A 25,015-nucleotide genomic window follows, 5' to 3' on the forward strand; every position below is an offset into this window, starting at 1 on the left:
GGATGCCGCCGCTCTCCGTCCAGCGAAGGGCGGCGGCTCTGGTTCAATCTCAAGCCTGTCCGTTCACGGCGAGTACGTCTTCCACGGTACGCAGGCCGGGTTTGGGACTGGTGACAAGGACGGCCATGTTGCCGGGAAGGTGCTTGTTGTCGAGCATCTTGTCGTGAGCCGCCGGAATCTGGTCCCAGGTGAAGACTTCCGACATGCCAGGATCAATACGGCGATTGATGACCAGCTGGTTGGCCGCACTTGCCTGCTTGAGGTGGGCAAAGTGGCTGCCCTGCACGCGCTTCTGGCGCATCCAGAGGAAGCGGGCATCCATGGTCAGGTTGAAACCTGTCGTGCCGGCGCAGATGACAACCATGCCGCCGCGCTTCACCACGAAGACCGAGACGGGGAAGGTGCTCTCGCCCGGATGTTCGAACACGATATCGACATCCTGCTTGTTGGTGATTTCCCAGATGGCTTTGCCGAACTTGCGCGACTCTTTCATATAATCGCTGAATTCCGGCCCGTTCACCGTGGGCAGCTGGCCCCAGCAATTGAAGTCCTTCCGGTTGAGCACGCCCTTGGCGCCGAGGCCGAGGACGTGATCCTTCTTGTCGTCGGAACTGACCACGCCGATGGCATTGGCGCCGGTCACCGCACAGAGCTGCACGCCGAAGCTGCCGAGGCCACCCGAGGCGCCCCAGACCAGCACATTGTCGGCCGGCTTCACGATATGCGGACGGTGGCCGAACAGCATGCGATAGGCGGTCGCAAGCGTCAGCATGTAGCAGGCGCTTTCTTCCCAGGTGAGGTGTTTCGGGCGCGGCATGCACTGGCGCGCCTGCACACGGCAGAACTGGGCGAAGGACCCGTCCGGCGTCTCATAGCCCCAGATGCGCTGGGAGGGCGAGAACATGGGGTCGCCGCCATTGCACTCCTCGTCGTCGCCGTCATCCTGGTTGCAGTGGATGACGACTTCGTCGCCGGGCTTGACGCGGGTGACCTTGCGGCCGACAGCCCAGACAATGCCCGCAGCGTCCGAGCCGGCGATATGATAGTCCTGCTGGTGGATGTCGAAGGGCGAGACCGGCTCGCCCAGACCGGCCCAGATGCCGTTATAGTTGACGCCGGCGGCCATCACGAGGACGAGCACTTCGTCAGAATCGATGTCCGGCACGGGAACCTGTTCGAGCTGCATCGCGGTCGATGGACGGCCGTGGCGCTCGCGGCGGATGGCCCACGCGTGCATGAGTTTCGGCACATGGAATTCCGGAGGAATTTCGCCCAGTGCGTAAATGTCTTTCTGTTCTCTGCCCATAATTGAAATACCAATCCTCCAAAATCTGGTCAGGGGGCCGCATGCGCACGATTATTGCGTGTCTTCACAAAGCCCCCGGGTCGCGGCACCTTGGCGTCACGCTGGCGAGGATGCAAGGCATTTGTTGCGGCGCACAATAACGCAACCGTAACAGCGTGACAAAAATGACAATATGCACCATGGCCTATCTCAACGGCGCCTTCTGTTCTGCAGCGGATGCTAGGATATCTGTCTTTGACCGGGGCTTCCTGTTTGCCCATGCCGCCTATGAGGTGACGGCCGTTTATGGCGGTAACCTGGTGGATTTCGGGGGGCATGTCGCGCGTCTGGGCCGCACGCTGGCCGGGATTGGCATCCCGGATCCCCTTTCGGGCGAAGGGTGGGGCAAGGTTCATCGCGACCTGATTGCTTATAATGCCCTGAGCGAAGGCCTGATTTACCTGCAGGTGACGGCCGGTTCCTATGGCCTGCGTGACTTTGCCGGGCCGGAGGAGTTCGAGCCGACCGTATTCCTTTATGCCGATGCACGGCCACTGATCGGCGCGGCCGCGCGCGACGGGATCAGGGGTATCTTCGTGGAGGATACACGCTGGAAGCGGCGCGACATGAAGACGACACAGCTTCTGTCGCAGGCGCTGGCCTATCGCGCAGCGCGGGAGGCGGGGGCCGATACGGCCTTGATGGTGGAGGACGGCCGGGTGACGGAAGCGGCATCGGCCAATGCCTGGATTGTCGATGATGCGGGGCATCTGCTGACGCGCGACCTGTCCCCCTCCATCCTGCCGGGGGTCACGCGGGCTGGCGTGCGCGACCTGCTTGCGCAATCGGGCATGCGTCTCCTGGAGCGCGCCTTCACGCCGGATGAGGCCCGGCAGGCGAAAGAAGTGTTCACCACGTCTGCCGGCGCAATGATTGCGCCGGTGGTCGCGATTGATGGAAAGCCGGTGGGCGATGGCCAGCCGGGGCCGGTGACGCGGCAGATCCAGAGACTGTATTACGAGAGGATGGGGGCGGATGTGGCCGCCGTGGCGCCTTGGGCGATGGGCTAGCGGGGGCCGGCTTCGGGGTCGTGGAATTCGCCCTCGATAATCTCGCCGCCCATATCATTGCCACCGGGACTGGCCTGGCGGAACGACGCGTTCATCGTTGACATGACGGTGCCGACTTCGGTTGTGGCAATGCGGGCGCTGATCGCGTTCGCGGCGAGGACGAAACCGGTAACCCCGAAAAGAATGGCGGCATCTGCGAGGCCCAGGCCGCGGGCGAGCGATGTGTCGCGGAACAGGGCAAGCACGCCGAGCAGTACGATGAACAGGCCGGCCAGCCCGCCGAGACGCACGGCGAATCCGGGCAGGATGGCGGCCAGCGACAGAGGGGCGGGCGACCCGGTGAGCCGGGCGAGACGCATGCGTTCGACCAGGCTGACGCCGACCATGGCGGCCGCCAGAAGCACGATCATCAGGACGCTGCGCTGCATCAGGGCCACAAGGACCACGCCGAAGGGAAAGGCGAGCAGTGTGGCCAGGCGCAGGCCGAGTGCCATCTGAAGGGGGGAGGAAGGCTTGTTCAAGGCGGGGTCCGGGTGGGGCAGGGGTGTGGTATGACCGGATCGATGTGGCCATGATGACACGTTAGCACAAGGGCGCGAGTCTGGCCGCTTGCGCTCGCGAACGCCGCACGGCATGTTGCGCCGCAACAAAACAATTGGGGAGCCCCGGCATGGCCGACACACAGAAACCGATCCAGCACGCGCCGGACAGGCCGTGGATATTCCGCACCTATGCGGGCCATTCGACGGCGCAGAAGTCGAACGAGCTGTATCGGGGCAATCTGGCCAAGGGACAGACGGGCCTGTCTATCGCGTTCGACCTGCCGACCCAGACGGCCTATGACGCCGATCATATCCTCGCGCGTGGCGAAGTCGGCAAGGTGGGCGTGCCGGTCAAGCATATGGGCGACATGGCGAAACTGTTCGACCAGCTGCCACTGGAAGAGATGAACACGTCAATGACGATCAATGCGCCGGCGGCCTGGATGCTGGCCATGTATGTGGCGCTGGCCGATGAGCGCGGCGATGACCGCGCCCAGCTGCGCGGCACGACGCAGAATGACATCGTCAAGGAGTATCTGTCACGCGGCACCTATGTGTTCCCGCCGGAACCTTCGATGCGGCTGATCGCTGACATGGTGAGCTGGTGCTATACAGAAGTTCCAAAATGGAACCCTATGAATGTCTGCTCCTATCACCTGCAGGAAGCCGGTGCGACGCCGGAACAGGAGCTGGCCTACGCGCTGGCGACGGCAATTGCGGTGCTGGACCGGGTGCAAGCCGGGGGACAAGTTCCGGAATCAGACTTTGAAACCGTATTCGGGCGCATTTCCTTCTTCGTGAACGCGGGTGTGCGTTTCGTTACGGAACTCTGTAAGATGCGAGCCTTCGTTGACCTGTGGGAAGAGATTGGCCGCGAGCGCTATGGCGTGACGGACCCGAAGGCGCTGCTGTTTCGCTATGGCGTACAGGTGAACTCGCTGGGCCTGACCGAGCCGCAGCCGGAGAACAATGTCTATCGCATCCTGATCGAGGCGCTGGCCGTGACGCTGTCGAAGCGCGCCCGCTGCCGCGCACTGCAATTGCCAGCCTGGAACGAGGCCATGGGCCTGCCGCGGCCATGGGACCAGCAATGGAGCCTGCGCCTGCAGCAGATCCTGGCTTATGAGACGGACCTGCTGGAATTCGAGGATATTTTCGACGGCAGCCACGTGATTGATGGTAAGACAGAGGAGCTGAAAGCGAAGGCCCGCGCCACACTGGCCGAGATCGACGCGCTGGGCGGGGCAACGAATGCCATTACCCATATGAAGGAAAGCCTGGTCGGCGCACATATCGACAGAATCAAGGCCATCGAGAATGGTTCGCTCAGCGTTGTGGGCGTCAACAAGTATACATCGACGGAAGAAAGCCCGCTGGGCACCGGCGATGGCGCCATCATGACGGTCGACCCTGCCGAAGAGGCCGCCCAGGTACGTGACCTGAAAGCGTGGCGCGCGAAACGTGACGATGCGGCGGTTGAAGCGGCGCTGGCCAACCTGAAAGCGGCAGCAGCGAGTTCGGTGAACATCATGGAGCCGTCCATTGCCTGCGCCAAGGCCGGCGTAACGACCGGCGAGTGGGGCACAGCAATGCGCGAAGTATTCGGCGAATTCCGTGCGCCGACGGGCGTAGCCATGGTTATCAGCGGAGACGGCGACGAGGACATCGCGGCCGTGAAAACCGATGTTGACCGTGTGTCGGAGGCGCTGGGGCGGCGGCTCACCTATGTGTTGGGCAAGCCGGGCCTCGATGGCCATTCCAATGGCGCCGAGCAGATTGCCGCGCGCGGCCGCGAAGTCGGCATGGATGTGGTGTATGAAGGCATCCGCTTCACGCCGGCCGAAATTGCGGCGCAGGCGAAAGCGGCCAATGCGCATGTCGTCGGCCTGTCGATCCTGTCGGGCAGTCATCTGGACCTGGTGCGTGAAACGATCGCGGAACTGCGCAAGCTGGGGCTGGAGAATGTGCCGCTGGTTGTCGGCGGCATCATCCCGCCGGAAGACGCGCGCGCCCTCGGCCAGATGGGCGTGACCCGTATCTACACGCCGAAAGACTTCAAGATCACCGGCATCATGGGCGATGTCGTGAAAGTGGTCGAGAAGGCCTGGCTGGCGACGGCCTAGGCGTTGCCTGTCCTCCCCCGCGTGCGGGGGAGGTGGGCCCGAAGGGGCCGGAGGGGACGCTCATGCGCGCGCAAGATTGCGATGCGCTGGCAACCCGGTTAAGGGGCGGCGAATACTTACAATTCAGACCAGTCAGGAGCCGGCATGGGACAGTTTGAACTCGGCTGGGAAGAATGGCTGGCACTGCCTGAGCTTGGCCTGCCTGCGATCAAGGCAAAGGTGGATACCGGGGCGAAGACCTCGGCGTTGCACGCCAGCGTAATCGAGCCGTTCGGGCCGAACACCAAGCCGCAGGTGCGCTTCCTGATCCAGCCCGACCCGAACGATCCGGGCCTCGAAGTGACCTGTTCGGCGCGCGTCATCGACCGGCGTGAGGTGACGAGTTCAAATGGTGATACCGAGCTGCGTTACGTGATCGAGACCGAGGCCGAGATGGGCGGGCGGCGCTGGCCGATCCAGCTGACCCTGTCGAACCGCGAGAACATGACCTACCGGATGCTGTTCGGCCGCGGCGCGATCCAGCCGGACATGATCGTCAACCCGAACGTGTCGTTCAGCCAGCCCCTGCTGGACTATGCCTGCTATAGCGGGCTGCCGAAACGAACGCCGGTGAAGCGGCCCCTGCGGATTGCGCTGCTGACGCGCGAGCCGAACAATTATTCCTCCCGGCGCCTGATGGAAGCGGCCGAGGCGCGCGGGCATATCATGGAGATGATCGACACGGCGCGCTGCTACATGCAGATCGGGACGCTCGATCCGGAAGTTCATTATGATGGCAAGGCGCTGGCACGGTTTGATGCCGTTATCCCGCGCATTGGGGCGTCGATCACCGACTATGGCATGGCGGTGCTGCGCCAGTTCACCAATACGGGCGCGTTCTGCCTGAACGGGGCAGGGGCCATCGGGCGGTCGCGCGACAAGCTGCTGGCGCACCAGTTGCTGGCACGAGCGCAGATCGGCATGCCGATCACGGCCTTTGCGCACAGCCCGAAGGACACAAAAGACCTGATCTCGCTGGCGGGCGGCGCGCCGGTCGTGGTGAAGCTGCTGTCATCGACGCAAGGCAAGGGCGTGGTGCTGGCCGAGACGCGCAAGGCGGCCGAGAGCCTTGTCGATGCGTTCCGGGGCCTTGAGGCGAACTTCCTGGTGCAGGAATTCATCAATGAGGCGGCGGGCGCCGATACGCGCTGTTTCGTTATTGGCAACAAGGTGGTTGGCGGGATGAAGCGCCAGGCGGCAAAGGGAGAGTTCCGGTCCAACCTGCACCGCGGTGGCACCGCCAGCGCAGTCAAGCTGACGCGAGCCGAACGCGATATCGCGCGCGATGCAGCGCGCGTTTTGGGCCTGCGTGTGGCGGGTGTGGACCTGTTGCACACCGATGACGGCCCCAAAGTGCTGGAGGTCAATTCCTCGCCCGGCCTGCAGGGGATCGAAGGCGCGACGGGCAAGGACATTGCGGGCATGATCATCGAACACCTGGAGCGTCAGGTGCGGCCATTGTCCAAGGTGCGAGAGAGCCATGCCAAGCCGCGCCGCCGTATCAACGTGAACTGAACAGCTTGCCCTTCTCGGTGATCAGGATGATCGCCAGTGACGCGATACCGAGACAGACGAAGCCCAGCATGAGCGGCACCGTCGTGCCATCATACTGGCTGGCTATGGCCATGCCGAGCAGGCTGGCGACCGTGGTCGTGGCGAAGCCATAGGCGGCCGAGGCCGTGCCCGCGATCTTGCCGAGCGGCTCCATGGCCAGCGCGCTGAAATTCGATCCCATCAGGCCGAAGCAGCCAAAGCAGAGCGCGAAGATGGGGAAGAAGACCCAGAGATTGTCTGTCGTGAAATGCGTCACCACGGCGAGGATCGCCGACACGCTTGTGAAGACCAGAAGCGCAACATGACTGATGCGGCGCATGCCGACCTTCTCGACGATGCGCGAGTTCAGGAAGTTGGCGCAGGCGAGCGTACCGGCAACTCCGGCAAACCAGAGCGCGAAGGTCTCCCGCTGTCCGAAGACTTCACGGAAAATCTGCTCGGAGGACGCAATGAAGGAGAACAGTGCGCCGAAGATGACGCCAGATGCGCACATGTAACCGAATGTGACGCGTGACTGGACGATCTGCCCGTATGCACTGGCCGCCTGGCGAACGCTGAGCGGCTGGCGCGCTGCTTCGGGCAGGGTTTCAGGCAGGCGTATCCAGGTCCAGATCAGCATGACGATACCGAATATGCCCAGCACAACGAATATGCCTTCCCAGGGCGCAACATACAGGACGATCTGGCCTATCCCCGGCGCGAGGATGGGGACGACCATGAAGATGGTCATGACGAGTGACATGAACCGCGCCATCTGGCGGCCGGCGAACAGGTCCCGCACAATCGACACGGCGACGAGGCGGCCGCCGGAGGCAAACACGCCTTGCAGGAAGCGCATGACCAGAAGGGCCATGAAGTCGCGCATGACGATGCAGGCAAAGGCGGTGACGATATAGCCGACCAGGGCGACGAAGAGCGGTCCGCGCCGGCCGAACCGGTCAGAGATGGGGCCCCATATGATTTGCGGCGCACCAAAGCCCAGCACATAGGAGAAGACGATCATCTGCTGGCGATTGTCGCTCTCGGTGCCGGCGGCAGTGAGGCCCACGGCATGGGAAATTTCGTTCAGGGCGGGCAGCATGATGTCGATGCCAAAGGCATTGAGCGCCATCAGGCCGGCGATCATTACGACAAGTTCGCTGCGCCCTGGCACCGGGCGTCTGGCGCCAGGCAACACGCCTGTTGGTGGAACGGCAGGGGGGTGGGTGTCGGCCATGGCCCCGCCTTTCCTGTCAGATGCGGTTGGAGAGCAAGGCGCCTATCTGGGTCATGCCTGCGGGCTTGACTAGTGGCGGGGGCAGAAAAAGCGGCAGCCATGCGAAAACGCCGCCCTGTGAAGGGGCGGCGTTCTGCACGTTTGCAAGAGCGATCAGGGCTGGGGGCGCTGGATCTGGCTGCCCAGGTTGAAGATCACCTGTTCAGCGTCGAAATAGGCCGGATCATCGGGTTTTGGGCCTTTCCCCATGATGATTTCTGCCGAGGCGACATAGCTGGTGATTTCACGATATTCCTGCGGGCCATCCCAGAAGGGATCATAATAACCGAAGCGGGACGCGTAGAATGAGCGTGGATAGGCCCAGCGGCGATGGGGATTGTAGAAGTATCCGGCGCGCGGCCCGAAATAATGATAGTCGAGATAGAAATTGCTGTAGAAGGGCGAGTAGCCAGTCGTCGTCGGCACGACGCGGCTGTCTGCATCCGTGGCGCGCTGGACGACGCGGAAATGGTCAAAACCGTTCTGCCTGGTCAGTTCTGCCGCGCGATAGAGCATATAGGTCTCCACCGTTTTGCGATCTGTCAGGCTGTTGCCTGCAAACTGGACCTGGAACCGGTTGGCTTCGATCTGCTGTTCCGAGTAGCCGCGTTCTGAATCATACGCCGCCTGATAGGGGGTCGCGGTGGTGCAGGCAGCCAGCATGGCGAGCGCCGCGAACCCGGCGGCAATCCTGGATATCTTCATATGACGTTCCTCCTGAGGATGTCTGTCCTTTTATATTTAGGCTCATCCTGATGGAACGCCAGTTGTATTGGGTGGTTCCTCATCTACAATTTGTCATATGACAATCACGATTTCGCGAACTAGCCTCACGATCGGGGTTGATATTACGGAGATAAAGCATGCCTGGAATTAATCGACGCGGCCTGTCCGCCATCGGCCTGGCCGTGTGGGCGCCTTTACTGGTAGCGGCATGCGGCGGGGGCGGGAGCGACGGCGCATCTCCGCCACCACCGCCTTCACAGGCCAACCGGGCGCCTGCCTTTACGTCCCCCGCGCAGGTGACGGTCGACGAGAACACGACCGGGGTGCTTTACACGTTCACCGCCTCGGATCCGGACGGTGATGCGCTGACCTATTCGGTTATTGCGGGCGGCGACGAGGCCCGTTTCGATGTGGATATCCCGTCGCGCACGGTCCGGGCCCTGACCTCGCTTGATTTCGAGGCGCCGGCTGATGCGAATGGCGACAATGTCTATGAGGTGACTCTGGAGGCGCGCGATCCCGGCGGGCTTTCCGCGCAGCTCGCCCTGCAGATTACGGTGGCCGACGTGGCCGAAGATGTCGCCCTGAGACGGGTCGGCGCGGGATTCACCCAGCCGCTTTATCTTGCTGGCCTTCCGGGTACGGCGCGGGTTCTCGTCGTGGAGAAAGCGGGGCGCATCCGCATACTCGATCCGCAGACCGGTGCGATCGACTCGGTCGACTTTCTCGACGTGTCCGGCGACACGTCGGCGGATGGGGAGGGCGGCCTGCTCGGGCTCGCCTTCTCGCCTGACTTTGCGACTGACCGCACATTCTACATCAACATGACGAACAATTCCGGCGATTCGGAACTGCGCCGCTACCAGATGTTGACGGGATCATCTACGCAGGCTGATCCGTCCACGGCCGATATTATCCTCGCCTTTGATCAGCCGGACTCAAACCATAATGGCGGCTGGATCGGATTTGCCGATGACGGGCTGCTGTTCGTTCCGACGGGGGATGGCGGCGGCAGCGGAGATCCTGACGGGAATGCGCAGGACCCGGACACGCTGTTGGGCAAGATGCTGCGTATCGACGTGACCGGCGATGATTTTCCTGCAGATGACACGCGTGACTATGCCATCCCGCCCGGCAACGCGTATAACGGGACCGATGGCCGTGTGGAGATTTTCGCAATCGGCCTGCGCAATCCGTTTCGCTGCAGCTTTGACAAGGTGACCGGTGACCTGTTCATCGGAGATGTCGGTCAGGACGCGATTGAAGAGGTCGACCGCCTGCGCATGACAGATGCCGGAGCAAATTTCGGCTGGAATGATCAGGAAGGCACACAGGATTACCAACCGGTCGGCACGCCCGGCCTGACCGATCCCGTGGCGGAGTATGGGCATGGTACCGGGCCGACACAGGGGCGATCCATCACGGGCGGCTATGTCTATCGGGGCAATCTTGAGCTGATCAAGGACAAATACGTCTTCGCCGATTTCATTTCGGGGAATGTATGGGCCGTGCCGGAGGAAGACCTTGTCATCGGCCAGACCGTGGCCGCGGCATCCTTCCAGCGCCTCAACGGATCGCTGATACCGGATGCAGGCAACCTGGAGAGGATTTCCAGCTTTGGCGAGGACAATGACGGCAATCTGTATCTCGTCTCGATTCTCGGTGACGTGTTCCGCATCGAGGCAGCCCAGCCCTGATCTTTCCGCGTGCAAGTGAAAAAGGGCGGCCTTGCAGGGCCGCCCTTTGTTTTGTCTCTCATTCAGGGTCGCCGGATCAGGCGGCCTTGTAGCCGATGACAGCCTTGGTTTCGAGGAATTCCTCAAAGCCGAGCTCGCCCCATTCGCGGCCATTGCCGGACTGGCCGTAGCCGCCGAACGGTGCCGAGAAGTCAGGGCTTGCGCCATTGACGAGGATCTGGCCGGCGCGAATCCTGTTGGCGACTTCGTGGGCTTCCTTGTCAGGACCCTGAACATAGCCGGCGAGACCATAGACCGTGTCGTTTGCCATCTCGATGGCATCTTCCAGCGTGTCATAAGGCAGGATGCAGAGAACCGGTCCGAAGATTTCTTCGCGCGCGATGGTCATCTGGTTGGTGACGTTCGCGAAAACGGTCGGGCGGGTAAAGTAACCCTTGTTGAAGCCTTCAGGGCGACCCGTCCCGCCTGCAACGAGCGTCGCACCTTCGTCGATACCGACCTGGATGAGGTCCTGCACCTTCTGGAACTGATTGCCGTTCGAGATCGGGCCAATCGCGCCCGGCGTCGCTTCACCCGGCATCATGACCTTGACCGATTCAGCTGTAGCCCTGGCAATCGCGATGGCCTCGTCCTGCTGGTCTTTCTGGACGAACATGCGCGATGGGGCGTTACAGGACTGGCCGGTATTCGTCATCATCTGCATGACGCCGCCCGAGACCGCTTTCTTCAGGTCTGCGCTTGGCAGCACGATATTCGGCGACTTGCCGCCGAGTTCCTGGGCAACACGCTTGACTGTCGGCGCGGCCGCCTGAGCGACGAGTACGCCTGCGCGGGTTGAGCCGGTGAAGCTCATCATGTCCACGTCCGGATGGGCTGAGAGCACGGCGCCAACGCCTGGTCCGTCGCCATTGACGAGGTTGAACACGCCTTTGGGCACGCCCGCTTCATGCAGGATTTCAGCGAAGATGAGCGCGTCGAGCGGGGCGATCTCGGAAGGCTTGAGCACCATGGTGCAACCAGCCGCCAGGGCAGGTGCCACCTTGCAGGCGATCTGGTTCATCGGCCAGTTCCAGGGCGTGATGAAACCGCACACGCCGATCGGCTCCTTGCGCAGCAGTGTCGTGCCCTTGAGTTCTTCCCATTCATAGCCGCGAAGGATCGCCGCCGTGGTGGCAAAGTGACCAAGGCCTGCAGGAACCTGCGCAGCATTGGCCAGCCACATCGGCGCGCCCATTTCGTCGGATATGGCGGATGCAAGTTCGGGCATGCGTTTCTGGATACCGGCAGCGATCTTGTCGAGCAGGTCAGCGCGGAATTCGACCGAGGTTTGCGAGAAAGACGGGAAAGCGGCCTTGGCGGCGGCGACGGCCTTGTCGACATCGGCTTTCGAACCGAGCGAAATCCGTGCAAATGACTCTTCTGTGGCCGGGTTCTCGACCTCGAGTGTGCGGGGCTCCACCGGATCGACCCACTCACCGTTGATGTAGAATTTGAGATAGTCTTTCATGGGCCGGAGCCTCCCTTTGATGTCTGTGGTTCTGCCATGACTATAGGTGACGCGCACGTCACCGGCGAGTCCTGACGCAAAGGAAATCTGGGTGGTAACAGGGAATTCATCAAGGACAGGCGGGGCCTATCGTTTCATGCCGCCCAGAATGCCACGCAGGATATAGCGGGTAAATTCACGCGATGCTGTGCGGGCGGCCTGCTTTCCGGCGGCCTCCAGCGGCGTCTGGCGCCGGGATCGCGTGGATTTGGTCCGCGCCGTCTTCTTCTCGAGCGCGGCTTTGGCCCTGGCTTCCCTGGCTGCCAGCTTTTCGGCCTGTTCGGCGGCTTCCGCCTCTTTTTTCTCCAGGATCTCGTAAGCGGACTCGCGATCTATAACCTCTTCATACTTGCCCGCGAAGGGGCTGTTCTTCTGAACGGCGGCGCGTTCGGCTGGCGTGGCCGGCCCGAGGCGGGAGGCAGGCGGGCGGATCATGGTACGCTGGACCATGGACGGCGCGCTCTTCATGTCGAGGGTCGAGACGAGCGCCTCGCCGGTTCCGAGCTGGGTAATGACCTCTTCAGTGTCGAATGACGGGTTCGGCCGGAACGACTGGGCCGCCGCGCGCACGCCCTTGCGTTCGGCCGGCGTATAGGCGCGCAGGGCATGCTGCATCCGGTTTCCAAGCTGGGCGAGGACGCTTTCAGGCAGGTCACGCGGATTCTGGGTGACGAAGAAGACGCCGACGCCCTTCGACCGGATCAGGCGGACGACCTGCTCGACCTTTTGCAGCAGGGCCGGTGGCGCATCGTTGAACAGGAGGTGGGCTTCGTCAAAGAAGAAGACGAGCTTGGGCTTGTCCGGGTCGCCAACTTCGGGAAGCTGTTCGAAGAGTTCCGAGAGGAGCCAGAGCAGGAAGGTGGAATAGAGCTTGGGGCTGTTGATCAGCTTTGTGGCATCAAGGACGTTGATATAACCGCGCCCGTCCTGCGTGGTGCCCATCAGGTCTGCCAGTTCGAGCGCCGGTTCGCCGAAGAAATGTTCTGCGCCCTCACGTTCGAGCATCAGGAGGTTGCGCTGCACGGCGCCGAGGGAGGCGGCGGCGACATTGCCGTATTCCTGGCTGATCTCGTCGCGAACCTCCTTTTGCGACAGATGGACCAGCAGTTTGCGCAGGTCTTTCAGGTCGAGCAGGAGGAGACTGTTATCGTCTGCGTATTCGAAGGCGATGTTGAGCACGCCTTCCTGCGCATCGGTCAGGCCCATCAGGCGCGACAGGAGCAACGGGCCCATTTCGGAAATCGTGGCGCGGATGGGGTGCCCGTTCTCACCGAAGACATCCCAGAAGATGGTGGGCGAAGCATTGTAGCCATATTCGGCAAGACCGATGAGCTCGGCCCGCGCGACGAGCTTTTCGTGCAGCTTGTGGTCGGCGCTGCCGGGCACGCAGATACCGGACAGGTCACCCTTCACGTCGGCGCAGAAGACAGGGACGCCCGCATCGGAAAAGCCCTGAGCGAGGATTTGCAGGGTAACCGTCTTGCCCGTGCCGGTCGCGCCAGCCACGAGACCGTGACGGTTGGCCACTTTCAGCAGCATTTCCTGGGCAGCATTTGGCGTGCCGGTTCCGTCTGCGTCTGCGCCGCCGATGAATAGTGAGTCCGTCATGCCAGCCAAATCTCCCCTGATTGCGGCCGAACGCTAGTGGTTTCGCAGGATTCGGCAAGGGGGTGACTGAACGTGGCCGCCCCAGCGCAAAAAGAGGCACAGATGCGTCTTGACGCCAAAGCAGGCTGCTCGCAACCTGCAGCAGCTTTTGAGGGCTAGCATGGATCGCGCAACCAAAACCGGTATCTGGATCATCGCCACGGGCGTGATCGTTGCCTTCCTCTATGTTGGCCGCGGTATCCTCTCCACATTTGCCATGGCCGTGTTCCTGTTTCTCGTGATGGAAGGCTTTGCGACAGTGATCGACAACTGGTCGCATACGATGCGCCGGGGGGGCGCAAGGGCCATAGCGGTGCTGACCGTGCTGGGCGGGTTTGTCGGATTCATCGCCCTGATGGCGCACGGCATGTCACAATTCGGACGTGACGCGGCCGAGTACGAGGAGAAGATCAACGCGCTGATCCGGGAGGCCTATGGCCTGGTCAACATGAGCGACGCGCCGACGCTCACCCATCTCCTGTTCAACGCCCAGGGCCAGCGGTTCTTCGCAACCATTGCCAACGCGACGGGTGACCTGTCTGGCGACATGGTGCTGATCTTCATCTATGTCGCGTTCCTGTTCATTGCCCAGTCGGGCTGGACGCGGAAGCTGGACAACATTTTTCCCGAGCACGACAAGCGTGCTCAGGTGCGGGAGATCGGCGACGAGGCACGTCGCAGCATCGAGACCTATTTGTGGACCCAGACCGTCATCTCTGCACTGATCACGGTGTTGACCTATATTTCGCTGCTCGCGCTGGGCGTGCAGAATGCGCTCTTCCTGGCGGCGCTGATCTTCGTCCTGAATTATATACCGACCGTTGGCTCGATCGTTGCTGCGCTCGTGCCGCCGCTGTTCGCGCTCGTCCAGCCGGACGTACCGGCATGGATCCCGGGGGCTTCTCCGCAGGACACATATATCTATGCGGCGATTGTGTTCGGGATTGTCAGCTTCTGGCAATTTTCAATCGGTAATTTCATCCAGCCCAGAATGATGGGCGAATCGCTCAACCTGTCCGCTCTGATTGTATTGCTGGCCCTTGCAATCTGGGGGGTGCTCTGGGGCATTCCCGGGATGTTCCTTTCAGCACCTCTGACTGTGCTGATGATGATACTGTTTGCGCAATCGGACGGAACCCGGTGGATCGCGATCCTGCTGTCGGCCGACGGAAACCCGCAAGGCAAGGGTGGCCAGTCCGTCGCAGTTTCAACTGCCAAAGATTATGGTGAAACAGAATGAAATGTGGCATCCGGCCAAATTCGAATAGAACATTGCCCAGGGTTTCTGCTTCAGGTCATCGAAGCCTTCATGATTTGTAATGTACCAATAACATCAGGCCTACTTGCTTATTCAGAGCGAGAACCGAAATGACAGAGATCAGGCCTCCGCGTGCGTCCCCCCACCCAGCCTGCGGAACGCCTGTAGGGCCCGTCGGACACGTCCCCGTTCGACGGGCCCGCCTATTTCAAAGCGGAGCCCAGCGCTCTTGCGAACTGGTTTCGTTTGCAACAAACCATTGAAGGCACTCACGGCTCAGGCTAGACCGGACTGAGTCTCCCCTCTGCCGCGCGAGCACTTCAAATGTCCCCAGCCGTCTCCATGACCGACCCGCTCCAGCAAGTTCTGGAGCAGGTCAAACAGGAATCAAACAATGAAGACCTGACCGGTCTGACAGCAGGCGATATCCGCCGTCTGGCAACGGACATGTGGACCTGGGCCAGCGCTGTCCCACCGGACAGGCAGGACGCCCGGATTCTAATTGAACCGGAAGGTGAGGCCGGACCGCTGCCGCGCGCCATACTCGAGGCAGCCGGACCCGATATGCCTTTCCTGGTCGATTCGCTGCTCGCGGAGTGCGCCGCTGCGGGACACGAAGTCAAAACCCTGTTTCACCCGATCGTGAAGCTGGACGACGGGCAATGCGTTTCGGTTATCCAGATTCATTTGCCACTGGTGACGGATGCCGAAGCCAGGAGGCTGGTTCAGGAGGTTCGCAAAACGCTGTCGTCCGTGCGTGAAGTTGTACGTGATTTCGAGCCGATGAAGGCGCGGATGCAGGCGGAAATAGACGGCATCGCGCAACTCAAGACACTTGCCTATGACGATACGCGTGAAACCATCGCCTTTCTGGAATGGTTGCTGGAGGAGCATTTCGTTTTCCTTGGCTGCCGCGAGTACCATTTCGAGACAGATGCGAATGGCCGGGTGCTGCCCGAAGAGCCGATCATGGTCGACGGATCGAACCTCGGCATCCTGCGTGACGAGCAGTTGAACGTGCTGTCGCGTGACAGCGAGCCACTGGTGCTGACGCCCGAAATCAGCGACCTGCTGGCTGAGCCGTTCCCGATGTTCGTGGCCAAGTCGACCCTGGTCAGCCGTGTGCACAGGCGGGTCAAATGCGACTATATCGGCATCAAGAAATATGATGCGGACGGGAAGGTGAATGGCGAGGTGCGTTTCCTTGGCCTGTTCACGGCCGAGGCCTATGATGAGACCGCGCGCTCCATTCCCTTCGTTCGGCGCCGGGTGAAAAAGGTGATCGAGGCATCCGGAGCGACACCGGGCGGGCATACGGAGAAAGCCGTTGCGAACCTGCTGGAGACCTGGCCTCGCGACGAATTGTTCCAGACCCATTCACGCATGCTTGCCCCGATGATCATCGGGGCAATGCATCTGGTTGGCCGCCCGCGCACACGCCTGTTCCTGCGCCGCGACCAGTTCGACCGTTTTGTCACGGCCATCGTGTTCGTGCCACGTGAAGCCTATGACACGGCGCTTCGCATGCGGATCGCAGACGTTCTGACGCGCGCCTTTGCAGGATCGCTCGTGAAGTTCCAGCCCTATTTTGACACCGGCCCGATGGCGCGCGTTCATTTCGAAATTTCGCTCGACCGCAATCACCCTCAGCCGGACCGGGACGTCCTTGAAAACGAAATCACCGAGCTTGCCCGCACATGGGACCAGGGGTTCCGCCAGGCATTGATGGAAAGCCCGCTGGCCGACGCCGACCGCGAAGGCGCGCGCGCCTTTATTGGCGGGTTCAATGCGGCCTATCGCGAGGCGTTCACGCCGGAAGAGGCCTTGCGCGATGTGACCGCCATGGCGCGGCTGCATTCTGACACGCCCATCCTCGCCCGCGCCTTTCGGGCGCAAGGCGACGATGCCGACAAGATCCGCGTTAAGATCTATGCCCGGGAGGGCAGTATCCCGCTGTCACGCTGTGTGCCTGTGTTCGAGCATATGGGCCTGTTCGTGAATTTCGAGACGGGCTATCCGATCCGGCCGTCTGAAAAGCCTGCGGCGGACGCGCCGGAGATTTACTGGGTGCATTCGCTGTCCATGCGTTCCGTCGATGGATCACCGGTTGACCTTGGAACGCTGGCGCACGGCTTCGAGGATGCCTTCGTTGCCGTGTGGAGCGGCCTGACCGAAAATGACGGTTTCAACCGCCTCGTGCTGACGGCCGGTGCGAGCTGGCGCGAAGCGGCCCTCTTGCGCGCACTGTCTGCCTATCGGCGCCAGTCCGGCCTCGATCAACCCCAGGAGGTACAGGAAGGTGCGTTGGCAAACCATCCGAAAATCGCCCGTCTCCTGCTTGATCTCTTTGCGGCGAAATTTGATCCGGCTGCCCACGCCACACTGGATGCGCGGCGCGCAGCAGCGGAGTATATCCGCACCGACATTGAAACCGCTTTGCGCGATGTTGCAGCCCTGGCTGACGACCAGATCCTCCGGCGGCTGACGGACTTGATTGGCGCGGTGCAGCGGACGAACTTTTACCAGGTTGATGAAAATGGTCATCCCCGCCCATTCATCAGTATAAAGGTGGCCAGCCGCGAGCTGGAAGACTTGCCAGAGCCAAAACCCTATCGGGAAATCTTCATGTCGAGCCCGCAGGTCGACGGTGTTCACCTGAGATTTGGACCGGTCGCCCGCGGCGGACTGCGCTGGTCTGACCGCCCATCGGACTACCGTACCGAGGTCCTGGGCCTTGTGAAGGCCCAGCAGGTCAAGAATGCGGTTATCGTGCCGGTGGGGTCCAAGGGAGGATTTTTCCCGAAGCAGCTGGCGGACCGGTCGAACCGCAATGCGTGGTTTGAAAGCGGCCGCGACGCCTACAAGCAGTTCATCACGGCGCTGCTCGGCGTGACGGACAACCTTGATGGCGCGAAGGTGATCCACCCGGACAATACGGTCATCTGGGACGGCGAAGACCCTTATCTTGTGGTTGCTGCCGACAAGGGCACGGCGACCTTTTCCGACACGGCCAATGCCATAAGCGAGGCACACGGGTTCTGGCTGGGTGACGCGTTCGCGTCCGGCGGATCAGTTGGTTATGACCACAAGAAGATGGGCATTACGGCACGCGGTGCGTGGGAGGCGGTCAAGCGCCACTTCCGCGAACTGGGTAAGGATATCCAGACCCAGCCTTTCACCGTCATCGGCGTCGGTGACATGAGCGGTGACGTGTTCGGCAATGGCATGCTGCTATCGCCCGAAACCCGGCTGGTGGCGGCATTCAACCATATGCATATCTTCCTCGATCCCAATCCTGGCGACTCAAAGGCGAATCTTGCCGAGCGCCAGCGCCTGTTCGACCTGCAGGGATCGTCATGGGCGGATTATGATACAAAGCTGATTTCGAAAGGCGGGGGCGTCTTCGAGCGCTCGGCCAAGTCGATCAGTCTGAGCAATGAGGTCAAGGCGCTGACCGGACTGTCGAAAGATGCGGTAACGCCGGACGAGTTGATTCATGCCCTTCTGAAAACGGAAACTGACCTGCTCTGGTTCGGCGGCATCGGCACCTATGTGAAGGCCAGTACCGAGACCCATGCCGAGGCAGGCGACCGCTCGAGCGATGCGTTCCGCGTCAATGGGCGCGACCTGAAGGCGAAAGTCATCGGGGAAGGGGCCAATCTCGGCATGACGCAGGCAGGGCGGATCGAATTCGCGCAAAGCGGCGGGCGGATCAATACGGATGCGATTGACAATTCGGCAGGCGTCGACAGTTCTGACCATGAGGTCAACATCAAGATCCTGGCTGCGGAAGCCATTCGCCTGAAATCGCTGAAAGCGAAGGATCGTAATGCGCTGCTCGCCGAGATGACGGATGACGTGGCTGCGCATGTTCTGCGCCACAACTACGACCAGACAGGCGCGCTGACGCTGGCCGAATCCACCGCCGCCAATGACCATGACGCCCTTGAGCGCCTGATGGTCTATCTTGAACAGCGCGGGGTGCTGAACCGTGCACTTGAGGGCCTGCCAAGCGCGTCGCAGATGCGCGTGCGCCAGGAAGCCGGCCAGTGGCTGACGCGGCCCGAGCTCGCCGTGCTGCTGGCCTGGACCAAAATCGTGCTGATCGATGACGTGGTCGCGTCGGATATTCCGGATGACCCGTATTTCGAAACCGTCCTGAAATCTTACTTCACACGTCCGATAGACACGTATGAAAAGGCCATACTCAATCACCGGCTGAAGCGGGAAATCATCGCGACCGTGATTGCCAACCGGACGCTCGACATGGCCGGACCGGTGCCGTTGCTGCGCCTGCGCGAAATGACTGACCATGAGAACGCGGCCATCGTTCGCGGCCTTGAAGCGTCGCGTGCCGTGCTGGATTTCGGATCCTTCTGCCGGGAAGTCGAAGCGCTCGACAACAAGGTCGGCGCAGACCTGCAAACGGATATGCGCATCCAGGCCATGCAGGCCATGAGCGAGGCGGCGACATGGTATGTGCGGTCGATGCCGGGCGTGTCGGTTGGCGAGGCCGTCTCCCGGACCCATGCGCCGCTGAACGAATTCAAGACTGCGCTCTCAACCGTGCATTCCCCGTTCCCTGCGGCCCGGATAGAGCGGGCGGCGCGTGGCTTTGTGAAGCGCGGTGCGCCCGAAGCGCTGGCACGGTGGACCGCAGCGATGAGCCACTTCTCGCAAGGCCTCGTCGTCATTGACCTTGCCAAGTCGGCCTGTGTTGACGTGCCTGAGGCAGGATCGGCATTCTATGCCATTGGCGACTCATTGCGGCTGGATCGCCTGCGGGCATCGGCGCGTGAAGGCCTGGCCAGGGCGGGCTATTGGGATCGGGTTGCCGGACGACGTCTGGTCGGTGAACTGGTGCGCCTGCAGGCAAGCGCCGCGAAGGAAGCGATTGCGAGCGGCGGCGTTGATGTCTGGCTCAGCGAGCGCACCGATGCGCGCCGTCATCTGGTGGCGACGCTTGGCACCCTGACCAAGGGCAAGGACTGGTCGTTCGCGAAATTCACGCTGTCGACCGATGCCGTCCGGCAATTCATGGGACGGTAAGGGCTGGCGAGTTATACACAGGGCCGGAGCGCAGGTGACGGCAGCCGTATAAAGGCTTTGCTTAACAGGCGCGATAAGCCTGCTATGAGTGATCGCCATCATGAAACGGCTCTATCATTGGCCTCTCGATCCAGCCGGACGGCTGGTGCGTCTCGTTCTCGGCGAGAAAGGCGAAACATTTGAATCACATGCATCCACGCCCTGGGCGCCCCATCCGGATGTGGCGGCCCTCGCACATGGCGCTGTCGCGCCCGCCCTGGTCGAGGCCACGCCAGCCGGCAAGCTGTTTGCCTGCGGAACGCGCGCTATCTGCGAACAGCTGGAAGAGCTTCAGCCGGCACCGGCGCTGTGGCCGGCAGATCGCAATGAGCGCGCAGAGGCGCGGCGTCTCTGGGCCTGGGTCGAGGCGGGGTGTGAAGAGGTGACTGACAAGCTGCTGACAGAGCGTGTGATGCAATGGGTCCGGCGAGACCGCCAGCCGGATTCTGAAAAGCTGCGCCGGGGCGCGCACGCCTTGCGGGGACGGCTGACTTTCCTGAACGCCATGGTGGAACTGAATGGCAACCTGGCTGGCCGGACACTGTCGATTGCAGACCTCTCGGCTGCGGCCCATCTGTCTGCCTATGATTATTTCGGTGATGTCGAATGGGATGCGGTTCCGGACCTGAAGACCTGGTATGGCCGGATCAAGTCCCGTCCGAGTTTCCGCCCGCTGCTGGGCGACCGGATCGACGGAACCCGGCCGGTAGCCCATTATGCCGACCTCGATTTCTGATCCCCTGTCCGGTTCGCCCGAAGCCTTCCTGAAGGAGGCGGCGCGCTCGCTCGGCTTTGACAGCGTGCGCATCGCCCGTGCCGATGAACCCTGGGTGGCAGGCGAGCGGCTGGAGACCTTTGTCTCCGAAGGCCGCCATGGCCAGATGGAATGGATGGAAACGACGCTGGAGCGACGCAGGGCCCCGACAGCCATGTGGGCGGATGCGAAATCGGCTGTCGTCGTGGCGCTGAATTACGGACCGGGTCACGATCCGATGGACATGCTGGCCGAGCGCAGCCTCGGCAATATCTCAGTCTATGCCAGGGGAAAGGATTATCATGACCTGCTGAAGTCACGCCTGAAACAGCTGGCGCGCGCCTTCGTGTCGGAGACGGGCGCGGAGGTGAAAGTCTTCGTTGATACTGCGCCGCTGATGGAAAAACCCCTCGCAGCAAAGGCCGGTATGGGCTGGCAGGGCAAGCACACGAACCTGGTCAGCCGCGAGCTCGGTTCCTGGTTTTTCCTGGGCGTGATGCTGACCGAAGCTGAACTGGTTCCGGATGTGGCGGAAACCGACCATTGCGGGTCCTGCCGGGCTTGCCTCGATATCTGCCCCACCAATGCCTTTCCCGCGCCTTACCAGCTCGATGCGCGCCGGTGCATTTCCTACCTGACCATCGAGCATGCCGGCCCCATCCCGCGGGAATTCCGCGAGGCGATGGGCAACCGGATTTACGGCTGCGACGATTGCCTGGCGGTATGCCCATGGAACAAGTTTGCGGCGTCTGCCTCGGAGTCAGGGTTGCATGCGCGAGCCGAACTGAAAGCGCCCGGCCTCGATGAGCTGGCAGCCCTGGACGATGCCACGTTCCGTGACGTGTTTTCCGGTTCGCCGGTCAAGCGCAGCGGCCGCGACCGGTTTGTGCGCAATGTCTGCATTGCCATCGGCAATTCGGGTAACAGCCAGCTTGTCCCACCGCTTCTGCGCCTGCTCGACGACAGTGCGCCGGAAGTGCGCGGGGCGGCGATATGGGCGCTGAGCCGTCTTGATCCTGACAGATTTCAGACAGAGAAGTCGGGGCGCCGGGATCGCGAGCTTGATCCGGGCGTTATGGCGGAATGGGACGAAGCAGCATGACGGGTGGAGCGGGCGGCAAGGGACCTGTACGCGTGTGGCTCGGGCGGCTGGTGAAGCTGATCGCAGGCCTCTTCGTGGCCGTGCACCTGTATGCGGCTGCGCTGATCTTCCTGCCGGTGCCCGGCACAATCCTGATGGTGCAGCGGGCGGCGGGCGGCGAGACGATCCGCCGGAACCTCACCCCGCTTGAGGACATGTCCCCGCATCTGGTCAGCGCTGTGATTGCAGCCGAGGATACGCGCTTTTGCGGGCATCATGGCATTGATCCGGAGGCAATCGAGAAGGCGATTGACGAATACCAGCGCGGCAAGAAAGCCCGCGGCGCATCCACCATCACCCAGCAGACCGCCAAGAACGTGTTCTTCTGGAACGGGGGCGGCGCGCCGCGCAAGGCCGGTGACATGTGGATGGCTACATTCATTGACTATGCCTGGGGCAAGCGGCGCGTGATGGAAGTCTATCTCAATGTCGCCGAATGGGGGGATGGCATTTTCGGAGCGGAGGCTGCTGCGCAGGCGCGCTTTGGCAAATCCGCGGCGGCATTGACCGAACGCGAAGCAGCCCTGCTGGCGGCCGTGCTGCCCAGCCCGAACAAGTGGCGTATTGATCCGCCAGGGCCTTATGTCTCCAGCCGTGCCGGCACCTTGCAGGCGCGCATGCGCGTCGTGCGCAATCAGGGGCTGGATGCGTGCGTGTTCGGCGACAAGCGCCCCGCGCCGCTGCCGCCTGTGAAGGGCGCTCCGGCGCCGCCACCGCCAGAGGTCATGCCGGACCTGCCGCCTGAACCGGCGCCGCTGCCGGAGGAGGCCGGCCCTGAACCCCAGGTCGGGCGTGATGATCCGCTGAATGATGTGCTCGATGCGGCTGACGAGTCCTTTTCCCGGCCTGTGCCGGAAGTGACCGAAGAGCCTGAGCCGCTCACTCTGCCGGAAGATGCGCCTGACCTGCCATCGGCGCCTGAAATGCAGGCGCCTGACGAGCCGTCCGGCCCTGTGGACCTGCGTCCGCGCGAGGATATCGCGAGTGATCCTGAACCTGCGGCAGACGACCCGCCCCTATAGGGCGGGCCGATGCCTTGATGCCTAGACCGGATCGTAAGGGAAGACGCTGGCCGATGCGCCGAGATCGGTAAAGCTGCCCTGCATGGCAGGGAAGGCATTGTCGATCAGGCTGTCAGGTGTCCATCCTTCCATGCGGGCGACCGATTTGACCGGCCGGGGCTGGTCGCACAGGATCACTTCATTCCCGCGTACGATGAAAATCTGTCCGCTGACATGCCTGGCCTTGTCGGCGCAGAGTGCGACGGCCAGTTGGGCCACCTGGTCTGCGCGCATGGAATTCTTGATCCGCTCGACACGCTGGGCGCCGGCTTCGTCCTTGACCGGGATGGAGGCGATCATGCGGGTCCAGGCGAATGGCGCGATGACGTTGGAGCGGACATTCTTGCGTTCGCCCTCCATGGCGATGATGCGCGAGAGACCGACAATGCCCATCTTGGCGGCGGCATAGTTGGCCTGGCCAATATTGCCGATGATGCCGGACGTGGACGTAAACAGCACGAAGGCGCCGTTTTCCTTTTCGCGAAACAGCTCGATGGCCGCGCGCGTGACATTGAAGCTGCCGCGCAGGTGAACGTCGATGACACTGTCCCAGTCATTTTCGCTCATCTTGTGGAACATGCCGTCGCGCAGGATGCCGGCCGGGTTGATAATCGCGTCGAGCGAGCCGAACGTGTCCCTGGCCTGTTCGACCATGCCTTCGACGGCGCGCATGTCGGTAACGCTTTCCGAATTTGACACCGCCTCGCCGCCCGCTGCGCGGATTTCAGTCGCGACTTTCTCGGCCGGACCGGCGTCGCCCTCGTCGCCCCCGGTGAGGCCACCGCCGAGATCATTGACAACCACTTTGGCACCCTCGCGTGCCGCGAGCAGCGCGGTTTCGCGCCCGATACCGTTGCCGCCGCCTGTGATGAGTACTGTTTTGCCTTCAAGCACGCCCATGATCGCCATTCCTTTGCGTTTTTCCGATGTCATTGACGGGCACCCTAGATACGGCCAAGCAATGTTCAAGGTTTGAAACTCGATTTGAGGAAGGCTAAAGCTGCCCTATGGAAAAAACGTTCAAAGCAGTAATCTGGGATTTCGGGGGCGTTTTCACCTCCTCACCCTTCGATGCCTTCACGCGATATGAAGAAGAAAATGACCTGCCAAAGGACTTTATCCGCTCCGTAAATGCAGTGAATCCGCTGGAGAACGCCTGGGCACTGCTCGAGCGTAGCGAAGTGGACGCTGCCGGTTTCGATGCGATGTTCCGCTCTGAATCGATGGCCCTGGGGCATGAAGTGCCCGGCCGCGACGTGTTGTCCCTGCTGTCAGGATCGCTGCGCCCGCGGGTCGTGGCGGCGCTGGATGCCTGCAAGGCGAAAGGCAAGGTCGGCTGCATCACGAATAATGCGCCAATCGGCAAGGGGGCTTCGATGACGAATGATGCCGCAAAGGCGGCAGAACTGGAAAAGGTATTTGCCCGGTTCGATCATGTCATTGAAAGCTCGAAGCTTGGCATTCGCAAGCCGGACCCGCGTATCTATGCCTTGATGTGCGAGGCACTCGACGTGGCACCGCAAGAGTGTGTCTATCTGGATGACCTGGGCATCAACCTGAAGCCGGCACGCCAGATGGGCATGACAACGATCAAGGTGCTCGGCGAGGATCAGCTGCTGAGCGACCTCCAGGCCGTGACCGGCTATGCGCTGGCGTAGCGTACTCCTTGCGGTCGGGGCCTTTGCCCTCGCCGCATGCAGCCGGGGCGGCGATGAACCCGCGCCTGCCATTCCGGAAGAGAGCCTGACACAGGCCCCTGTTGCACCCGAACCCGTCGAGATTTCCGGTGAGGTCAGCAAGACTCGCGACACTTTGCTGAGACACGCCCGGGCTGGCTCATTGGGCGGCCTGTCGCGAATGGCGGAAGCGAGCGACGGGTTCATCTCCAATTTCGGCGGCCAGCCGCACAGGGATTTCTGGGACCTGCTGCGGCGCACCGGCCTTGATCCCAACCTCAAGCTTCGCCAGTTGCTTGATGAGCCGGCGGGTGTGCGGGAGGTGGATGGTGAACGCTGGTATGTCTGGCCGGACCTTGCCGCACGCGATGCGGCAGACCTGATCCCCGAGAAGATGTCGTTTCAGGATCGCAAGCGGCTGAGGGAACTGATCGGCGATGACGGCATTGCCCTTATACGCGACGGGAAAGGGTATCCGGGCATGCGAACCGCAATCGCGGAAGATGGTCGCTGGGTATATTTCGTGCTCGGGCTCGACGGAGAGGATTAGGTA

General features: G+C 62.0%; 18 protein-coding genes. 11 read left to right on the forward strand and 7 right to left on the reverse strand.

Features of this window, described 5'->3' with window-relative positions:
• Positions 1 to 49: 49 nt before the first annotated feature.
• Positions 50 to 1,306, reverse strand: a complete 1,257-nt coding sequence (gene ccrA / locus ACQ66M_RS10010; protein ID WP_430403574.1) for a crotonyl-CoA carboxylase/reductase — start codon at positions 1,304 to 1,306, stop codon at positions 50 to 52.
• Between the two features lie 179 nt (positions 1,307 to 1,485).
• Here ccrA and ACQ66M_RS10015 point away from each other — a divergent pair, with 179 nt between their 5' ends.
• On the forward strand, positions 1,486 to 2,355 hold the full coding sequence (locus ACQ66M_RS10015) for an aminotransferase class IV (protein ID WP_430403576.1): 870 nt from the start codon (positions 1,486 to 1,488) through the stop codon (positions 2,353 to 2,355).
• On the opposite strand, the gene ACQ66M_RS10020 is transcribed toward ACQ66M_RS10015, so the two are convergent.
• The gene (locus ACQ66M_RS10020; protein ID WP_430403578.1) at positions 2,352 to 2,849 is read right to left on the reverse strand and encodes a hypothetical protein; all 498 of its coding nucleotides are present in this window, start codon (positions 2,847 to 2,849) and stop codon (positions 2,352 to 2,354) included. The two genes, ACQ66M_RS10015 and ACQ66M_RS10020, sit on opposite strands and share 4 nt — an antisense overlap.
• A 176-nt stretch (positions 2,850 to 3,025) precedes the next feature.
• Here ACQ66M_RS10020 and ACQ66M_RS10025 point away from each other — a divergent pair, with 176 nt between their 5' ends.
• Together ACQ66M_RS10025 and rimK are read left to right on the forward strand one after the other, a co-directional pair.
• Complete coding sequence (locus ACQ66M_RS10025; RefSeq protein WP_430403580.1) at positions 3,026 to 5,020, forward strand: methylmalonyl-CoA mutase family protein; 1,995 nt, start codon at positions 3,026 to 3,028, stop codon at positions 5,018 to 5,020.
• Positions 5,021 to 5,164: 144 nt separating this feature from the next.
• Positions 5,165 to 6,574, forward strand: a complete 1,410-nt coding sequence (rimK, locus tag ACQ66M_RS10030) for a 30S ribosomal protein S6--L-glutamate ligase (protein WP_430403582.1) — start codon at positions 5,165 to 5,167, stop codon at positions 6,572 to 6,574.
• On the opposite strand, the gene ACQ66M_RS10035 is transcribed toward rimK, so the two are convergent.
• Together ACQ66M_RS10035 and ACQ66M_RS10040 are read right to left on the reverse strand one after the other, a co-directional pair.
• Positions 6,561 to 7,829 (reverse strand): multidrug effflux MFS transporter, encoded by a 1,269-nt coding sequence (locus tag ACQ66M_RS10035; RefSeq protein ID WP_430403584.1) that lies wholly within the window; start codon positions 7,827 to 7,829, stop codon positions 6,561 to 6,563. The genes rimK and ACQ66M_RS10035 overlap by 14 nt on opposite strands.
• Positions 7,830 to 7,982: 153 nt before the next feature.
• Entirely contained in the window at positions 7,983 to 8,573 is a 591-nt protein-coding gene (locus ACQ66M_RS10040; RefSeq protein WP_350170462.1) for a CC0125/CC1285 family lipoprotein, read from the reverse strand.
• A 158-nt stretch (positions 8,574 to 8,731) separates the two neighbouring features.
• Between ACQ66M_RS10040 and ACQ66M_RS10045 the strand changes: the two genes are divergently transcribed.
• On the forward strand, positions 8,732 to 10,291 hold the full coding sequence (locus tag ACQ66M_RS10045) for a PQQ-dependent sugar dehydrogenase (protein ID WP_430403586.1): 1,560 nt from the start codon (positions 8,732 to 8,734) through the stop codon (positions 10,289 to 10,291).
• 76 nt (positions 10,292 to 10,367) lie between these two features.
• On the opposite strand, the gene ACQ66M_RS10050 is transcribed toward ACQ66M_RS10045, so the two are convergent.
• The gene (locus ACQ66M_RS10050) at positions 10,368 to 11,798 is read right to left on the reverse strand and encodes an aldehyde dehydrogenase family protein (RefSeq protein ID WP_350170460.1); all 1,431 of its coding nucleotides are present in this window, start codon (positions 11,796 to 11,798) and stop codon (positions 10,368 to 10,370) included.
• Positions 11,799 to 11,924: 126 nt separating this feature from the next.
• Positions 11,925 to 13,445 carry a helicase HerA-like domain-containing protein gene (locus ACQ66M_RS10055; RefSeq protein WP_350170459.1) on the reverse strand — a complete coding sequence of 507 codons (1,521 nt, stop codon included), beginning with the start codon at positions 13,443 to 13,445 and terminating at the stop codon, positions 11,925 to 11,927.
• A 160-nt stretch (positions 13,446 to 13,605) separates the two neighbouring features.
• On the opposite strand from ACQ66M_RS10055, the gene ACQ66M_RS10060 reads away from it, so the two are divergent.
• The 5 genes from ACQ66M_RS10060 to mtgA all read left to right on the forward strand — a co-directional run bounded on the left by ACQ66M_RS10060 (position 13,606) and on the right by mtgA (position 22,747).
• Complete coding sequence (locus ACQ66M_RS10060; RefSeq protein ID WP_350170458.1) at positions 13,606 to 14,724, forward strand: AI-2E family transporter; 1,119 nt, start codon at positions 13,606 to 13,608, stop codon at positions 14,722 to 14,724.
• Positions 14,725 to 15,084: 360 nt separating this feature from the next.
• Positions 15,085 to 19,791: an NAD-glutamate dehydrogenase gene (locus ACQ66M_RS10065; RefSeq protein ID WP_430403588.1), complete on the forward strand. Its 4,707-nt coding sequence runs from the start codon at positions 15,085 to 15,087 to the stop codon at positions 19,789 to 19,791.
• A gap of 100 nt (positions 19,792 to 19,891) precedes the next feature.
• Positions 19,892 to 20,566, forward strand: a complete 675-nt coding sequence (locus ACQ66M_RS10070; RefSeq protein ID WP_430403590.1) for a glutathione S-transferase family protein — start codon at positions 19,892 to 19,894, stop codon at positions 20,564 to 20,566.
• Positions 20,547 to 21,686 (forward strand): tRNA epoxyqueuosine(34) reductase QueG, encoded by a 1,140-nt coding sequence (gene queG / locus ACQ66M_RS10075; protein WP_430403592.1) that lies wholly within the window; start codon positions 20,547 to 20,549, stop codon positions 21,684 to 21,686. The genes ACQ66M_RS10070 and queG overlap by 20 nt, the downstream gene beginning before the upstream one ends.
• Positions 21,683 to 22,747, forward strand: a complete 1,065-nt coding sequence (mtgA, locus tag ACQ66M_RS10080; protein WP_430403594.1) for a monofunctional biosynthetic peptidoglycan transglycosylase — start codon at positions 21,683 to 21,685, stop codon at positions 22,745 to 22,747. Before queG ends, mtgA begins: the two co-directional genes overlap by 4 nt.
• 21 nt (positions 22,748 to 22,768) lie before the next feature.
• Here mtgA and ACQ66M_RS10085 read toward each other — a convergent pair whose 3' ends face one another.
• Positions 22,769 to 23,686, reverse strand: coding sequence for an SDR family NAD(P)-dependent oxidoreductase (locus ACQ66M_RS10085; protein WP_430405150.1), 918 nt, complete (start codon positions 23,684 to 23,686; stop codon positions 22,769 to 22,771).
• A gap of 107 nt (positions 23,687 to 23,793) precedes the next feature.
• Here ACQ66M_RS10085 and ACQ66M_RS10090 point away from each other — a divergent pair, with 107 nt between their 5' ends.
• Both ACQ66M_RS10090 and ACQ66M_RS10095 read left to right on the forward strand, forming a co-directional pair.
• Positions 23,794 to 24,444, forward strand: a complete 651-nt coding sequence (locus ACQ66M_RS10090; protein ID WP_350170453.1) for an HAD-IA family hydrolase — start codon at positions 23,794 to 23,796, stop codon at positions 24,442 to 24,444.
• The gene (locus ACQ66M_RS10095; protein ID WP_430403596.1) at positions 24,431 to 25,012 is read left to right on the forward strand and encodes a hypothetical protein; all 582 of its coding nucleotides are present in this window, start codon (positions 24,431 to 24,433) and stop codon (positions 25,010 to 25,012) included. The genes ACQ66M_RS10090 and ACQ66M_RS10095 overlap by 14 nt, the downstream gene beginning before the upstream one ends.
• Positions 25,013 to 25,015: the final 3 nt, after the last annotated feature.

This window comes from Hyphomonas sp. (genome assembly GCF_965284475.1).
Lineage (GTDB): Bacteria > Pseudomonadota > Alphaproteobacteria > Caulobacterales > Hyphomonadaceae > Hyphomonas.

Excerpts from the sequence above, each read along its gene's own strand:
- ACQ66M_RS10040 (WP_350170462.1), bottom strand. The coding sequence starts at position 8,573 with ATGAAGATATCCAGGATTGCCGCCGGGTTCGCGGCGCTCGCCATGCTG.
- ACQ66M_RS10045 (WP_430403586.1), top strand. The coding sequence starts at position 8,732 with ATGCCTGGAATTAATCGACGCGGCCTGTCCGCCATCGGCCTGGCCGTG.
- ACQ66M_RS10015 (WP_430403576.1), top strand. The coding sequence starts at position 1,486 with ATGGCCTATCTCAACGGCGCCTTCTGTTCTGCAGCGGATGCTAGGATA.
- rimK (WP_430403582.1), top strand. The coding sequence starts at position 5,165 with ATGGGACAGTTTGAACTCGGCTGGGAAGAATGGCTGGCACTGCCTGAG.
- ccrA (WP_430403574.1), bottom strand. The coding sequence starts at position 1,306 with ATGGGCAGAGAACAGAAAGACATTTACGCACTGGGCGAAATTCCTCCG.
- ACQ66M_RS10090 (WP_350170453.1), top strand. The coding sequence starts at position 23,794 with ATGGAAAAAACGTTCAAAGCAGTAATCTGGGATTTCGGGGGCGTTTTC.
- ACQ66M_RS10085 (WP_430405150.1), bottom strand. The coding sequence starts at position 23,686 with ATGGGCGTGCTTGAAGGCAAAACAGTACTCATCACAGGCGGCGGCAAC.
- ACQ66M_RS10095 (WP_430403596.1), top strand. The coding sequence starts at position 24,431 with ATGCGCTGGCGTAGCGTACTCCTTGCGGTCGGGGCCTTTGCCCTCGCC.
- ACQ66M_RS10025 (WP_430403580.1), top strand. The coding sequence starts at position 3,026 with ATGGCCGACACACAGAAACCGATCCAGCACGCGCCGGACAGGCCGTGG.
- ACQ66M_RS10020 (WP_430403578.1), bottom strand. The coding sequence starts at position 2,849 with ATGGCACTCGGCCTGCGCCTGGCCACACTGCTCGCCTTTCCCTTCGGC.
- mtgA (WP_430403594.1), top strand. The coding sequence starts at position 21,683 with ATGACGGGTGGAGCGGGCGGCAAGGGACCTGTACGCGTGTGGCTCGGG.
- ACQ66M_RS10060 (WP_350170458.1), top strand. The coding sequence starts at position 13,606 with ATGGATCGCGCAACCAAAACCGGTATCTGGATCATCGCCACGGGCGTG.
- ACQ66M_RS10050 (WP_350170460.1), bottom strand. The coding sequence starts at position 11,798 with ATGAAAGACTATCTCAAATTCTACATCAACGGTGAGTGGGTCGATCCG.
- ACQ66M_RS10055 (WP_350170459.1), bottom strand. The coding sequence starts at position 13,445 with ATGACGGACTCACTATTCATCGGCGGCGCAGACGCAGACGGAACCGGC.
- ACQ66M_RS10035 (WP_430403584.1), bottom strand. The coding sequence starts at position 7,829 with ATGGCCGACACCCACCCCCCTGCCGTTCCACCAACAGGCGTGTTGCCT.
- queG (WP_430403592.1), top strand. The coding sequence starts at position 20,547 with ATGCCGACCTCGATTTCTGATCCCCTGTCCGGTTCGCCCGAAGCCTTC.
- ACQ66M_RS10065 (WP_430403588.1), top strand. The coding sequence starts at position 15,085 with ATGACCGACCCGCTCCAGCAAGTTCTGGAGCAGGTCAAACAGGAATCA.
- ACQ66M_RS10070 (WP_430403590.1), top strand. The coding sequence starts at position 19,892 with ATGAAACGGCTCTATCATTGGCCTCTCGATCCAGCCGGACGGCTGGTG.